13 protein-coding genes are annotated in these 14,926 nt (G+C 43.5%); 1 reads left to right on the top strand and 12 read right to left on the bottom strand.

Features of this window, described 5'->3' with window-relative positions:
- Window positions 1–18: 18 nt before the first annotated feature.
- The 12 genes from U5O15_03575 to U5O15_03520 form a co-directional block, all read right to left on the bottom strand.
- A complete protein-coding gene (locus U5O15_03575; protein MDZ7859741.1) occupies window positions 19–1,683 on the bottom strand; it encodes a methylmalonyl-CoA mutase family protein in 1,665 nt (554 codons plus the stop codon).
- 56 nt (window positions 1,684–1,739) lie between these two features.
- Complete coding sequence (gene meaB, locus U5O15_03570; protein ID MDZ7859740.1) at window positions 1,740–2,705, bottom strand: methylmalonyl Co-A mutase-associated GTPase MeaB; 966 nt, start codon at window positions 2,703–2,705, stop codon at window positions 1,740–1,742.
- 6 nt (window positions 2,706–2,711) lie between these two features.
- The gene (locus tag U5O15_03565) at window positions 2,712–3,236 is read right to left on the bottom strand and encodes a cob(I)yrinic acid a,c-diamide adenosyltransferase (GenBank protein MDZ7859739.1); all 525 of its coding nucleotides are present in this window, start codon (window positions 3,234–3,236) and stop codon (window positions 2,712–2,714) included.
- Between the two features lie 266 nt (window positions 3,237–3,502).
- A complete protein-coding gene (locus U5O15_03560) occupies window positions 3,503–5,194 on the bottom strand; it encodes an ATP-binding protein (GenBank protein ID MDZ7859738.1) in 1,692 nt (563 codons plus the stop codon).
- A 300-nt stretch (window positions 5,195–5,494) separates the two neighbouring features.
- A complete protein-coding gene (locus U5O15_03555; GenBank protein ID MDZ7859737.1) occupies window positions 5,495–6,127 on the bottom strand; it encodes a lamin tail domain-containing protein in 633 nt (210 codons plus the stop codon).
- A 201-nt stretch (window positions 6,128–6,328) separates the two neighbouring features.
- The gene (gene gatB, locus U5O15_03550) at window positions 6,329–7,765 is read right to left on the bottom strand and encodes an Asp-tRNA(Asn)/Glu-tRNA(Gln) amidotransferase subunit GatB (GenBank protein MDZ7859736.1); all 1,437 of its coding nucleotides are present in this window, start codon (window positions 7,763–7,765) and stop codon (window positions 6,329–6,331) included.
- Window positions 7,766–7,844: 79 nt separating this feature from the next.
- Window positions 7,845–9,275: an Asp-tRNA(Asn)/Glu-tRNA(Gln) amidotransferase subunit GatA gene (gene gatA / locus U5O15_03545; protein MDZ7859735.1), complete on the bottom strand. Its 1,431-nt coding sequence runs from the start codon at window positions 9,273–9,275 to the stop codon at window positions 7,845–7,847.
- Between the two features lie 62 nt (window positions 9,276–9,337).
- Window positions 9,338–9,676: an Asp-tRNA(Asn)/Glu-tRNA(Gln) amidotransferase subunit GatC gene (gene gatC / locus U5O15_03540; GenBank protein ID MDZ7859734.1), complete on the bottom strand. Its 339-nt coding sequence runs from the start codon at window positions 9,674–9,676 to the stop codon at window positions 9,338–9,340.
- Between the two features lie 141 nt (window positions 9,677–9,817).
- The gene (locus tag U5O15_03535) at window positions 9,818–10,654 is read right to left on the bottom strand and encodes a metallophosphoesterase (GenBank protein MDZ7859733.1); all 837 of its coding nucleotides are present in this window, start codon (window positions 10,652–10,654) and stop codon (window positions 9,818–9,820) included.
- A gap of 257 nt (window positions 10,655–10,911) precedes the next feature.
- On the bottom strand, window positions 10,912–11,706 hold the full coding sequence (locus tag U5O15_03530; GenBank protein ID MDZ7859732.1) for a hypothetical protein: 795 nt from the start codon (window positions 11,704–11,706) through the stop codon (window positions 10,912–10,914).
- 124 nt (window positions 11,707–11,830) lie between these two features.
- Window positions 11,831–11,992 (bottom strand): hypothetical protein, encoded by a 162-nt coding sequence (locus U5O15_03525; GenBank protein ID MDZ7859731.1) that lies wholly within the window; start codon window positions 11,990–11,992, stop codon window positions 11,831–11,833.
- Window positions 11,993–12,136: 144 nt separating this feature from the next.
- Complete coding sequence (locus U5O15_03520; protein ID MDZ7859730.1) at window positions 12,137–13,477, bottom strand: hypothetical protein; 1,341 nt, start codon at window positions 13,475–13,477, stop codon at window positions 12,137–12,139.
- A 498-nt stretch (window positions 13,478–13,975) separates the two neighbouring features.
- Between U5O15_03520 and U5O15_03515 the strand changes: the two genes are divergently transcribed.
- Window positions 13,976–14,920 (top strand): thermonuclease family protein, encoded by a 945-nt coding sequence (locus U5O15_03515; GenBank protein ID MDZ7859729.1) that lies wholly within the window; start codon window positions 13,976–13,978, stop codon window positions 14,918–14,920.
- Window positions 14,921–14,926 lie beyond the last annotated feature (6 nt).

Here is a 14,926-nt window from a genome sequence, read left to right as displayed (position 1 = left end):
TTTCCTCCAGCGTTTACTTTATAAAAATATCGGCTCCTGATATTCACCAAACACTTTTTTCAACTCGGATATTATCTCACCCTCTGTGCAGTAACATCCGGCACAATCGAGCATTACAGGCATGATATTATCTGTGCTTTCAGCTGTCTTGGATAACCTTTCAAGTTCCCTCTTAACTTTGTCATTGTCCCTACCTTCACGAACCTGGGCCAGAGCTTCGCTCTGATTTTTCTCAACTTCGGGATCAATCTTGAGGATAGGGATATCTATCTCTTCATTCTCCATAACAAACTTGTTTAACCCCACTATTATCTTTTTCTTTTCCTCTACCTGCTTCTGATATTTATATGCCGCTCTGCTTATCTCTTTCTGGAAAAAACCCTTCTCTATCGCTTTAATAACCCCTCCCAGCTCATCGATCTTCCTGAAATAATCCTCAGCCTGCTCTTCCATCTTGCGTGTCTGGGCTTCGATGAAATAACTGCCCGCCAGAGGGTCAATAGTATTTGCCGTTCCTGTTTCGTGAGCAATGATCTGCTGGGTCCTCAGCGCTATACGGACCGCTTTCTCGGATGGAAGCGCGAGCGTTTCATCCATAGAATTGGTATGAAGGGATTGAGTGCCGCCAAGTACCGCTGAAAGCCCCTGGAAAGCAGTGCGCACTATATTGTTCTCCGGTTGCTGCGCTGTCAAAGAACAACCCGCGGTCTGTGTGTGAAATCTCAGAAGAAGAGATTTTTCCTTCTTCGCCCCGTATTTCTCTTTCATCCTCTTTGCCCATATTTTCCTTGCGGCCCGGTACTTTACGATCTCCTCGAAGAAATCCAGATGAGAATTAAAGAAAAAAGATAATCTGGGAGCAAAATCATCCACATCAAGTCCAGCTTCTATCCCGGCTTCAACATAGGCAAAACCGTCAGCGAGAGTGAAAGCCAGTTCCTGAACCGCGGTAGAACCTGCCTCCCTTATATGATAGCCGCTGATACTGATCGTATTCCACCTTGGTACGTTCTTAGAGCAGAATTCCAATATATCTGTTATGATACGCATTGAAGGTTCCGGAGGGAATATCCATGATTTTTGAGCGATATATTCCTTTAAAATATCGTTCTGTATTGTCCCCCCCATTTTATCAAGCCCGATCCCTTTCTTCTCACCCGCGGTAAGATAAAAAGCGAGTAGAATTGATGCCGGGGCGTTAATGGTCATGGAAGTTGTGATCTTCGAGAGGTCTATTCCGTCAAAGAGTATCTCTATATCCCGAAGTGAATCTATAGCCACACCGCACTTCCCAACCTCACCCAGAGAACGCTCATGATCCGAGTCTAAACCCATAATCGTAGGCATGTCGAAGGCAACACTGAGTCCTGTCTGTCCATGGCCCAGGAGATAGTGATATCTGCCGTTTGTGTCCGCAGCTGAACCAAAACCGGCAAACTGTCTCATGGTCCAGAACCTTCCGCGGTACATATTAGGGTAAACACCGCGTGTATATGGATATTCACCGGGAAAACCCAGATCAAGGTTATAATCCAGTTCCTCAGTATCATCAGGAGTATAAATGGGCTTAACAGGTTGCGAAGAAACTGTTGTGAAATCTATATCCTGTTGTTTGAGGTCTTTTATTTTATCGAAGTACCTTTTCTTGTTCTCTTCGTACCGTTTTCTTTCTTCCTCTTTCATAATAACCCTTTCGGATCCTTAAGCTAAAGCTTCCTCTCGATAACTCTATATTTATATTATTCAATATTTATCATTTTCTCAAGCTCATCGACGACACTGTAGGGTGATATATCGCCCGCGTACACTTCTTTCATTTTCTCATCGAGCAATTTTCTTATTCTCGGGCTGCTCCTTATCCTTCTCTCAAGACGGTCAAGCAAGGCGTTTCTCACGCGTAAAAATAGAATCTCTTTGTTCTTTTCTTTCATGAGGTTTTTCTCGGTCAGAAAATCCCTGTGTTCCTGAATAGCTTTCTTGAGGTTATCAATCCCTTCATTTCTCAATCCGCAGGTCAGAATCACCCTCGGAGACCACTGATTTTCCGAAACATCCTTTAACTTCAAGACAGATTCGATCTCTCTGGCAGCCATCTCCGCGTCCTGATGGTCCGATTTATTCATTACAAAGATATCTCCTATCTCCATAAGCCCCGCTTTCATAGCCTGAATAGAGTCACCGGATTCGGGGACCAGAATCACTACAACCGTGTGAGTTTTATCGGCGATTTCCAGTTCCGACTGTCCTACGCCGACTGTCTCAATAAACACTATATCTTTGCCGTAGGCGTCGAGAATATCTATTGCTTCATCTGTACAGTTTGAAATCCCGCCCAGACTTCCCCTGCTGGCAAGGCTCCTTACAAACACTCCCGGATCATCGGAAAACTGCTGCATTCTCACCCTGTCCCCGAGAAGAGCTCCCCCGCTGAAAGGACTGGTCGGATCAACGACGATAATCCCCACACTTTTGTCGTCTTCTCTGTAATGCGAGGTTAACCTTGAGATGATCGTGCTTTTACCAGCGCCTGGGGGACCAGTGAAACCAACTCTGTACACCCCCCTTATGTAGGGGAATATAAACTCTACTGCCTTTTCGGCTTCTTTCCCTCCATTTTCAAGAATTGAAAGAAGTCTGCCCGCGGCAGCGCTTTTCCCTTTACGAAAGTCTTCAAGAACGGAATCTATTCTAACATTTCGAACCATATCTTATCAGAACTCTATACCCTTCCTGGATTTAATCTTTTGGCGGTAATGGTGTTTGATCTCTTCCATCTCGGTGACAGTATCACTCAGCTCAATAATCTTTTCATCCGCGTAACGCCCAGTGAGAATAAGTTCGAGTCTTTCGGGTTTCTTTTCAATAAATTCCGCTAAATCTTTCACAGATATAAGTCCAAACGATACCGCAACATTTATTTCATCTAGAATCAACATATCGATCTTTCCATCATCGATCAATTCTTTAGCCCTACTCCAGCCCTTTCCAGCAAGCTCTACATCCACTTGCTCCGGATTCAGAGGGTCAACAAATTCATCACGGCCGTACTGCTCGATAATCAAACCGTCTATTTCCCGGCTGCTGATAAGTTCGCCGTAGAGGCGCCCCTTCATAAACTGGATCATAACAACATGCCAGCCGTGTCCGGCGGCCCTGAGCGCGGCACCCAGTGAAGCGGTGGTTTTCCCTTTTCCATTCCCGGTATATACCTGCACAGTTCCTTTATTCGAACCCATTTTCCTTTAGTACTCCCATATATATCCAGCATATAATTTGGACAACAGCCATAAGAGACAGTAGCATAAAGGTATAATCTTATTTTGTCAATTACTGATTGTTCCTGTTAATATGAAAAATATAAATATCTGCAGATGATGAAAGAAGAAATTTATTCAAAATACTATATCTTAGATTATTTTAGAGGAATTTGACCTGCTGTCAGCCCCGGACGCGCCACTCCCTCGCGGGCGTGAAGAGAGAAAACCGGATGTGTTATATCCTTTTACTTTTTTGCCTCTTTTACCAGACGTTTGAGAGTTATTATAAAACTCGCGCCCTTTCCTCTCGAGCTGGATACTGAAATCTTGCCGCCATGGTCTTGTACAATCTTACGGGCAAAAGCAAGTCCCAATCCGGCTCCGTCTTCTTTAGTCGTGTAAAAGGGTGAAAATATTTTAGAAAGACGTTCGCTGTGAATCCCTTCACCGTTATCTGAAATCTCCACATATATCTTCGACTCATCCTGCCATGTACGTATCTTTACATATCCATTCTTACTAACCGCTTCAATTGAATTTTGAATAATGTTAAGCAGAACCTCGTGAATCTTAACTTCATCGAATCTGCACTTTGAAATATCAGAATCCAGATTCTTCTCCAACTTTATCTTTCTTTTTTCTATATCAGAATTTAATATCTGGCAAGTTTCTTCGATAACCTGATTTATATCTCCTTCTTCCAATTTCAATTCATTTACACTAGTCTGCAGATTTGTAAGATATTTCTCCAGCCTCAGAGACTCACGCATTATAACTTCGGCCTTCTCCCTGTCCTTTTCACTGAGATTACCGGACTTGTAAAGATTTCGCGCGAAGCCGCCAATCGACACAAGGGGATTTTTAATCTCGTGAAGAACGGAAGATGTCATTTCACCCGAAATAGCGAGTCTTTCAGCTTTCATCATACGTTCTTCATTCGCTTTCAATATCCGGTAAGAATCCTTAAGCCTCTGGATATTAGTCTCTAAAGATTCTTTTAATTGGGCCGCCCTGAGTGACGTTGTAGCGTGACTAACGACGAGCTCTAAAAGATGCGCGTCTTCCGGTGTAATCTCCTTACCGGAGTATAGATTATCTACCAATACAAGACCGAGACGTTCTTCCTCAGTGGCAATCGGACAGAAGCAGAATTCTTCAAGCCCCAGCTTCTCGGCGATTCTTTTATCCCCTTCACTCTTCAAATCTTTAGCATTGACAAAACGAACCTCCGAAATACCTTTCGAGATGATACTCTCAGAATCATTCAGATCCAGCGAAAGTCCCTCAGTCAAACGCGATAAAGGACTATTTCTGATATAGGCCAATCTCTGCCCCTTTCTGACCAGTTTTTCAATAGAAATATCCTTTTCCTTCTCCAGCACCTTCCAAAGGTTGCCCGCCTCTTCGGGGGTTGACGGCCCGAGGGCGTACTTACCCCTTAGAAGGTCGGGGTCATCCCTCTTCAGAAATACAAACGCTCTGTTGTAGGACAATCCTTCATTGGCTGTAATAACAGTTAAAATCGCGAGTATTATGTCTTCTTCCTTATCCAGGCGCGTTATAATCTTGCTCACTTCGCTAAGTAAATTCATCAATTTACTGCGCCTAATGACTTCCATATAGAGATTTTCTACCTTCTTAGAGTAGTTCGATGAACGGATGAGAGCGTCTTCGAGGGTTTCAAGAAGTGTAATATCCTCCCACCTTCGACCTTTCATCCTCTGCTTGAGCGTCTTGAAAAAGGGGCAGTTGAAACAGGATCTGATGAGTTTTTCTTCTATTCTGCCAAAGACCTTATCTCGGCATCTATGCCCGGTTATTTCCCAACATGACACTTTATTCTGACCATAAGCCGGGCAATTCTTTTCCGTGCAGTCAAAAAAATCCCAGCAGGTTCTAAGTTCAGTCTTTCCTTTTTTATTTTCCGTTGATTTCATAATTTTAAATTAGCACACTGAAAGAAATTACGCAAAGATAATTACTCACTTTGAGCCAGATGGACTCTTAGATAAACCAAATCCGCAGTGCATCCGGCAAATATTGATTTTCCTACACAGGGGATTTTTCAGGGCTCTTTTCCAACAAAAATTAATTTCTTTAGGAGAAGAGCCCGCGCGACATCAGTTCTTTAGATCCGATATTTCCGCCGGCTTACTCTATACAACAGGTCCCGGCGGAAATTTTCCCGGTATTTTCGGACAATAATCTATAGAATCGTCCGCTTTATACCGGGTAATTTACCTGCACATCGATTTAACTTTACCCCAGCTCGCTTTTTCCGCGTCAGTGACACACGTATTTACGGAGCCGGGAGTAGGAACGTAACCGTTCCCCCCTATCGGCGCGCATTCGGGGCAGGGATTATAAGCATCAAATAACTCCCAGATATTTATATTTTCCGGGCTCCTGCCTACCGAACGGTCGTCCTGGGCGGCATTGTCTTCATAATCAATTGAATCGACAAGCAGAGTATCCGAACCGCCTACTCTGAACAATGACACGTTATCCCCGGAATTATTCAAACTTAACCCGTAGATGGGAAAATCGTTTGTTTCTTCCCAGATTCTCGAATCGCTTCCGAAGATAATACGTATTTGACCGGACTGAAGAATCCCTGTAAATCCGTATCTGAAGTATCCATCTTCATTTCCGTCGCAAAGGAGATATCCGGAAAGATCGACGGCACTGTCGCCGGTATTTATGATCTCAATCCACTCATCGTTCCGGTAGTTATAATCACCGTCACCATCGTAGTCCCTCGCGGGATCAGCCATGAATTCATTGATAAGCACGTCGGCTGAACCTCGCGCTGAGAGGACTGCTGTAATTAAAATGAAGATCGACAAGAAATAAAAAAGCGCTTTCTTCATCATCTTCCTCCCTTCACACTACACCAAAAAAAAGCACTAACTGTCTAACTTAAGAACTGTGCCGCACAGACTCAAGTACGGCTTCACTTTAACAGCGGTTAAACTTCTGTTCAAGCAAAATCTTAAAAAAAGTACAAACAATCAGTCAATTTCCTTCTTTTCAAGATGGTATGTACGAGAATAAACTGACCTTAAAAAGTATTAACCGCCAAGTTTCCCGATGATTATATCCCTGGCCAGCTTCGGATTAGCCTTGCCTCGGCTTTTCTTCATAACCTGCCCCACAAAAAAACCAAGGAGTTTCTTCTTTCCTTCTCTGTAACGCGAAACTTCATCCGGATGATCGGAAATGATTTCTTCTATTATACTTTCAATCTCTATCGAGTTGCTTATCTGCTCGAGACCGAGTCTTTTTATGATTTCTTCAGGACCGCCGCCAGATTTTATCATTTCCTCAAATACTTCCCGCCCCGCCGAACCGCTAATAGTTCCGTCCTGCACGAGTTTTATCAACTTGGCTAAGTTTTCGGGATAGACCGGAAAATCTTCAATCGCACAAGCCAGATTATTAAGCTCTCCCATCACCTCTCTCATTACCCAGTTTGAACTCTTCTTTGCAAGGCCTGTGGTTTTAGCAACAATTTCAAAATAATCAGCAACACCCTTATCAGCGCAGAGGACACCGCAATCATAGCTGCTCAGCCCGTATTCATTCTTAAATCTTCTTTCCCGTTCAATTGGTAATTCGGGGATCATCTCTCTCGCCTGTTCGATCCATTCTCCCTGCACTTCGAGAGGAAGAAGATCCGGTTCGGGGAAATACCTGTAATCATGGGCTTCCTCCTTGCTTCTCATCATAACAAGCCGTCCTCTGTCCTGATCCCACAGGTTCGTAATTTGCTCTACCCTCTTTCCCCGCTCAAGAAGACTGCGCTGCCTCTCTACTTCGAATTCAATCCCCTTTTGCACGGCTTTAAATGAATTCAGGTTCTTGATTTCAGTTTTTGTTCCAAGTTTCCCGCTTCCAGTCCGGCGGAGAGAAATATTGACATCACAACGCATTGAACCCTCTTCAAGATTACCGTCACATATTCCGAGATACCTTAAAATCTGCTGAAGCCTCATAAGATATTCAGCCGCTTCACCTCCCGTTCTGATATCGGGTCTGCTTACTATCTCTATAAGAGGGACACCGCAACGGTTAAAATCCACCAGACTGCCTCTGCCTGTTTCATGCGACATCTTACCTGAATCATCTTCGAGGTGTATCCTTTCAACCCCTATAGTTCTCTCGCCCGCGTCCGTCTCGATCTTGAGAGAACCATTCCCACATAATGGTTTATCATACATGGAGATCTGATAGTTCTTCGGACAGTCCGGATAAAAGTAGTTCTTCCTTGAAAATACACTTTCAGGCGCTATATCACATTCCAATGCTAATCCCATCATAATGGCCATCGTTACGGATTCTTTGTTTAAAACGGGCAGTGCCCCGGGAAGCCCCATACATACCGGACAGACACGTGTGTTCGGGTCAGCCCCGTACTCAGGCCTGCAGCTGCAGAATAACTTTGTTTCGGTAAGAAGCTGAGCGTGAACCTCTAGTCCGATGACCGTCTCATAACTATTTTCGTTCATCGATCTATCCTCTCAGATATATATTCAAGGTTTACAGAAAAAACTCTTAATTTTATATTTAGCAAGCCTGTTATGTAATCTATTCCGTTTTATTCCCGTTAAAACCGTACATTCGCTCCAGTACAGCCGCTCCCCTGAGAAGCTTTGCTTCACCGGCATATCCGGCCAGAAGCTGTATTCCAAGCGGGAGTCCGTTTTCGGCAAAACCCGCCGGTACAGAGATCGCCGGTAACCCCGCAATATTTGCCGGAGTAGTAAAAATATCCGACAAATACATCTCAATAGGATTGTCTATCCTCTCACCAATCCTGAAAGAGGGCCCCGGAACCGTGGGAAGCATAACAAGGTCATACCTTGAAAAAAGAGATTCGAATTTACTGCATATCATGGCTCTAACTTGTTGCGCTTTCTTATAATAAGCATCATAATAACCTGCTGAAAGAACATATGTGCCGAGAAGAACCCTTCTTTTTACTTCATCGCCGAACCCCTCGCCCCTCGTCCTTTCATACATCTCTTCGAGTGATTCCGATTCCGCTCTGAAGGCGTATTTTACACCGTCGTAACGCGCAAGATTCGAAGAAGCCTCAGCATTAGCCAGAATGTAATAACAGGCTATCGACGCATCCATATCAGGCAATTCCACAAATTCCACGTTCGCGTTCTCCGCTTCGAGCTTTTCTATTGTACCTTTTAAGATCTCTTTTATTTCGCCGGCAACATCCATCTCTTCATAACCGCGCGGAACTGCGATTTTCATGCCCTCCGCCCCCTTTTCAATACCTCTTGTCAAGTCACCCGTACTATCCGGAATAGTCGTGGCGTCTCTTGAATCCCATCCCGAGATCACATTCATTACAGCAGCTGAATCTTCAACTGTTCTTGTAATCGGACCGATTTGATCGAGGCTGCTCGCAAAGGCTATCAGCCCGTACCTGGATACTCTTCCGTATGTACCCTTCAATCCCACCACTCCGCACAAACTGGCAGGCTGTCTGATAGAACCCCCCGTGTCGGATCCCAGTGAAACAGGTACCATAGATGCCGCCACCGCTGCCGCCGACCCTCCGCTTGAACCTCCGGGGGCGTACTCGGTGTTATAAGGGTTCTTTGTTATTTTATACGCGGAATTCTCTGTTGACGAACCCATCGCGAATTCATCCATATTCGTCTTCCCTAGTATTACAGCTCCGGCTTCGAGCAGTCTGTCTACCACAGTTGCGTTATAAGGGGGCCTGTAACCCTCGAGAATCTTCGAAGCGCATGTTGTTTCATATCCTTTTGTGCATATATTATCCTTTACGGCAATTGGGATTCCATAGAGCGGCATCCCCCCGGAAGATTCCAGGTCAAGATGGCGCGCCCTTTTCATGGCATCTTCAGGTATTACATTAATAAATGCCTCTATTCTACTGTCATTAGAGCTAATAGAGTCAAGGCAAGACCTTACGACTTCAGAGGGTTTTACTTTATTTTCAGAGTATAATTTCCTTAATTCCGATATCGACATTTTGTTATATTCCATAACCTGATTTCCCGGTTAGCCGTTCTCCTGCGAATTTTCCCGCTCTGCTATTTTTTATTAATTACCGGCGGCACTTTGAAGAAACCGTTCTCACGATCCGGAGCCTGCTCGAGGACCTTTTCACGTTCGAGTTCGCCTCCGGCCCCTCCCTCTCTTAGTATCGGCTTAAATCTCGCTATATGCTCTACCGTTTCAAACCCGGAGGTGTCTATTTTCTGAAGTACGCGGACAAATTCTATTATGTCAGACAACTGCCCTTTAAGCTTTTCTCTGTCCTCATCGCCTAGTCTTATCCTAGCTAATTTTTCGATATGTTTTATTTCATCATCTGAGAGCATCTTAAGTTTCTCTTTCCTCTCTCGCTTTAATTTAACCGAGCTTAACAATTAACCTCTATTGAAGTCAATTTTTTTCATCACCCTTAACGTCAAGCTGAAATTATACTGACAAACTCCAGTATGACCTGATCTTCTTTGAACACTCTGTAACATATAAAGAAAAAGTAGGCGCCAGAAAAGATGGCAGTACTATTCTGACGGAACTGAAAACCTGTCTATCCTGGCGTTTAGCGTATCATACGCGCAAACAACTAAACTTTCGGGTGTAACGGAGATTTCACAAAAATGGTTGATCTTCCTGAATACCTGGCTGTATTTACTGTCTCTTTCCTGATCGTACAGCGGCGCTCCGCCTCCCCCTGACACAACGTAGTATATACCGTTGCAAAGTGATCTTTCATAGGAATGGTCATGACCGCTGAATACAATATCAACATCATATTTCTCTAAAAGGGGAACTATAATCTCTCTGAGTCCCATTTCGTCCACGCTGTGCGGACCTGTACTAAATGGAGGATGATGAAAGACGGCCACAATAAAAGAAAAGCCGCCCTCGGCTTCCCTTAGATCAGATTCGAGCCATTTGTACTGCTCTGACTCCTTTTCTATACCGGAACAGCTGTCAAGAATAATAAAATGGACCCCCGCACGGTTTACCGAATACCACCTTTCATTATTGGGAAGTTCAAACCTGTCGAAGTAAAGGTCAGAATCCTTTTCATGATTCCCCAGAGCCGGAAAAAACTCAGCTTCGCTTCGAAGCTCGGAAGTTATATCATCGAAAATCTCCCATTGACCGGGGATGGTTCCGTCATCAACCAGATCTCCAGTGTGAAAAACTGCTTTTGGGTCTTTCTTCAGAATAGCTCTAACAACCCTCCTGTGGTCATCGTGGTTTGTTCTGCTGTCACCGTATACAAATAAACCGTCTCCCGGAGCAGCTTCTTCATTCCCGCACGAATTTATTCCACATGAGAGGGCGGAGAAGATCAGGATAAACAAAACAATTAGATATTTATTTTTCATTCCGGCCTCCACCCCTCTGTTATACACCATAATGACCCGATAATCCCGACAAAAATATATTGTAGTCCGCTTCAATTCATTCAGCAAGACGGAAAAGAAACTCTAAGCTGAGGATATCTCTATGAGTAAGATAAACAGATAATTTTTAAGTCACCGATGCGATCATGACTTGAACACACAACCCTACCCTGTAATCACTCTAATTTCTTCCCGGTAACCCTTAAAAAAGCTGCAAGAGTATCAAATATCAGAGCTTCTTACTTCGAACTTTCAGTACTGTCCGGTTTATTCTCCATAATATCTACGATACGCCGGCAGAAAATAGGAGCCGCCATAGCGGCAAACTCGGCTGTCGGGTGTGAATTAGAAGAAGATACGGCATATTCATCTTTCATGTAGATCCCGCCCGCGGTTTCCAATTCATAGAAATTCCATATATATATATTATCACCGGAGCTGTCCCATTCCCTGCGTACCCATTCGAAGAACTCCCGGGACCGGCCTGCTGAAACCTCATCGGTGGCTTCTTTGACCAGCGCGGCTCCAGTCCAGACAAGAAATTTGCATTCGGGGAATGAAAGCATCTTTTCTTTCAGGGCGTTGTACTGCAGTTTGTAGTTCTCAATACACTTAATATCAGAATCAACAGACGGGCCGCCGGCGGGACAGGGCACAATCTTACTTACTGGGAAACAATGCTTAAATATAATTAAATCATATTTTTTTGTAAGTATTTCCAATGTGGGTTCCTTCATGTACTTTTTCTCGCCGGCGTTTTTAACCCATATATTCCAGTAATCGTAGGGATAGTTATTCCAGCCGTATGGGGATTTACTCGGGAAGGCTCTTTCCTTTATTCTGTAGCGGGTCTTGTTTTCTTTGTTGTAATTTTTAAACCATTCTTTGACTCCGCCGTTCCATATAATATTCCCGGTACTGTGGTGTAAGAAAATAATTTTCATACCATCTGCCCCTTCAATCGAATCATTACCGCAGCTCCCCGTGATAACTAAAGAGACTGCCGCAATGAGAAACATTATTTTATATTTCATATCTGCACCTTTCTTTAAGATTATACTCTTATTTATAGCATATCCATGGTGTTGATTCAAATCATATAAATTTTGGAGTTTACCCAATTTTTAACATTCCTTTGTATATCCGGCTATTGGTATTTCAAAACCCTCTCGGAAGACGAGCGGGCATGGTTTTCCCATTTCCTTTAGGGAAATGGGAAAGAGCGAGTCTGAGAGCGGGAGACGCTATTTCCTCGCAGGGGAAATAGACGGCGTTTTTGACAATACCAATAGCCGGATAGAAACTAAATATCAATTCCACTTATCAATATGGGTAATTACTTGATAGTTATGCCGTTACTAAAATATTGCTCTTGATTTTCGAGGAATGTCCTGATATAAATTGAGGCACCGTACTTTCCGCCCCTCTAATATTATCAGGTTTAAAGTCTGAGAAAATGCCTGTTTAGAGTGAAATATGTTTTGTCGGTTTGGAGGGAATTATAAAATCTTTAATAATTTGATCGAACATCTCTCTGTCGCTCCAGTAAGCTCCGTGTGTGGACGGGTTCGATCCTTTCCCGTATGAACGTCTTATATTCCTAACCTTGGAGTAATAATCGAGCCTGCCGCTTATCGGATCGGCCGCGTCATGATAATTGTACCATCTGATATCTTCGAATATCCTCTTATAGGGCGATGCAAGTATATATTGAACATTCGAGATGTCAATACTCTCTTTCTGTTTGAAAGAACTGCGGTTTTGAATCATCTGACACCTTAAATACTGATCATCTTCCGTCTGCCGCCTTAAGAAAAAGGCGATTTTGTCAAGCGGGCTTCCGAATGTAATTAATCCGCACACCTTTTCGCTTATATTCGTGAGAGTGGCTCCTTGGGCGAAAATATCCACAGCATCCCCTTGAGAGTTCAGGTAATTTCCGTTTTCATCAAAACCATCTATATCTCCGCCGGATATCATCCGAGTAAGATGGTTTACGGCGTCAAAAGCTATCTGGCTTCCAAGTGAATGCCCGGCTATAATTATTCTGCCGTAATCACTGGCGTCTTCATTCCCGTTTATCCCGCTTCCCGCATTATTCCCCTCTAATCCAAGAAGGTATCTCAACATATCAACCGCGCCTTTCAGTATTTCCCTTCGAATTCGATAGAATGACGACCTTGGATCAACGGAATTATAAATCGCGATATCTCCAATAATATCTTCCAGTGAATTTGAAATCTTCGTATTCACCAAGTCTACTATCTTCCGCCCGAGAGATCCAAAAATTGGAATTTTAGAGAGAATAGAAGCTAAGCTAAGCCACAAACCTTTATAAAAAGGGATGACCCCCGCGGCTCCCATCAAAACAGCTCTGTACTTATTGACCCTGAATTCTCCGCTTTCCGAGAAGAAAATACTCTCGTCACCGCATTTCTTCGCGAGCTCCGCATTATTTTTATAGAATCTTCTAGCGCCTTCTGCCGCCTGCCAGACCCACTTCTGAATATCTCTTAGTTTCATCTTATTCTCGGTAATGTGAGCCCAGTAAAACTCGTAAATATCTACAGGGAATTTACCGCTTTTATTTATGATCCTGATGTAATTATCGTTGCGGTAGCCTGAATCATCACATTCCCTCTTGGCAATACGATGCTCTACTTTCAGATCAGACAGACCCATTTCTTCAAATGAGCGGATAAGCGACCGCCCGAAAAGATCAAGTGTAGACAATGGCTGCTGATTCCCTATGCCGTGAATAACGAGAATTGCTGTTTTCTGATCCGGCCAGTTACGCATTCCCATAACATCTCCCCGCTCAATATAAATTTAATAATTGATATAACAGATTATAACAGCGGAACAATTTCTACTCAAACCTCATTTGAAACAAAGACAATAAACAATACTTTGTGGAGTTTTCCCAATTTTTATAACCTATAAGGTAGTCGATGATTTGTAACAGTATGCGGCTGATTGATATTTTCAAAATCGTTGTCGGTTTCCCCGGCGAGGAAACCGCAACTCCCGCCTCGGGCTCGCTCTTTCTGCCCCTTCGGGCCAGAAATCCTTGCCCGCTCGCCCTCCGGAGGGTTTTGAAAATATCAATCAGCCGCACTCATCAGCAATGAAAGCCCTATTCCACTTACCAATCCTGATAACTGATTGTATCTCGCAATGTTATTACAATACTTGCCGAATTTTCAGGGGGAACTCCAACAATACTTTTTATTGATATAAAAGACCATCTTGAATACCATACAGAAAATAGGGAAAGTCACTATCTGAAGGAACGCAATTATCGTGATTATATTCAAATGTCACTTACGGGAACAATTTATTGCTTTTATTATATTTTTAATAATACTGATTCCCAGCTGCGACTCCGGTTACATCATCAGTCAAAAAACCATTGTCACCTCTGGAGACGGCAGAAGGTTTGTTCTCAACCGGAATGGATCGTGGGAATATAGCGGGGAAGAATCATCATTTAAGATTTTTATAGATTCCAAAGAAATCACCTTTAAACATTCGATTCGCGCAAGAGCGGTTAAATGCAAAGACGGCGACACATTTGAAGTTATTATCGAAGAAAATCACCCCGGCCTCAACCACAATGAGACGGTAAGACTGCTCGGTATAGACGCCCCTGAACTTGACAGAGAAGAACGTCCGGCGAAAGAAGCGCTGAAGTATCTCTCGGCCAGACTTAAGGGAAAAAGACTCTATCTCGTGTTCGATAAGGATAGGAAAAGAGACTCTTTCTGCCGTCTTCTCGCATTTGTGTGTCTTAAGGACGGAACTTGTATCAATTCGGAGTTGCTCATTAAGGGTTACGCCCGTTTATACACAAAACAGGGCAACTGTCTGTATGATGAACTCTCGGCGCTTCAAAATCGGGCAATAAAAAAGCGAATAGGACTCTGGGAACCCAAAAAGAAGGGTGTATTTATCATCTATATATACAACCGCGGAAATGAAGAATACCTGCTCCTCGCGAACTCCACCTGCCGCAATATTGATATTTCAGAATGGTATATTCTGGATGAATTTGGAGACAAATTAATAATTCCTGAAAATACGGCAATAACCCCCGAAGAGGATATAAAACTGAGAAGCGGCAAAGCCGTGCGCGATTCTACAGGTACTGTATTCTATTTCGAAACCGGAACGATATGGAACAACAACAGTGATAAAGCCTATCTCTATACAGAGAGCGACAGTCTGGTTGATGTATACAGGTATTAGAAAAAT

Source organism: Candidatus Krumholzibacteriota bacterium (genome assembly GCA_034520215.1).
GTDB lineage: Bacteria > Krumholzibacteriota > Krumholzibacteriia > Krumholzibacteriales > WJIX01 > JAGHBT01.
Note: the sequence above shows the minus strand (reverse complement) of the source record. Positions and strands in the feature narration are given on the sequence as shown.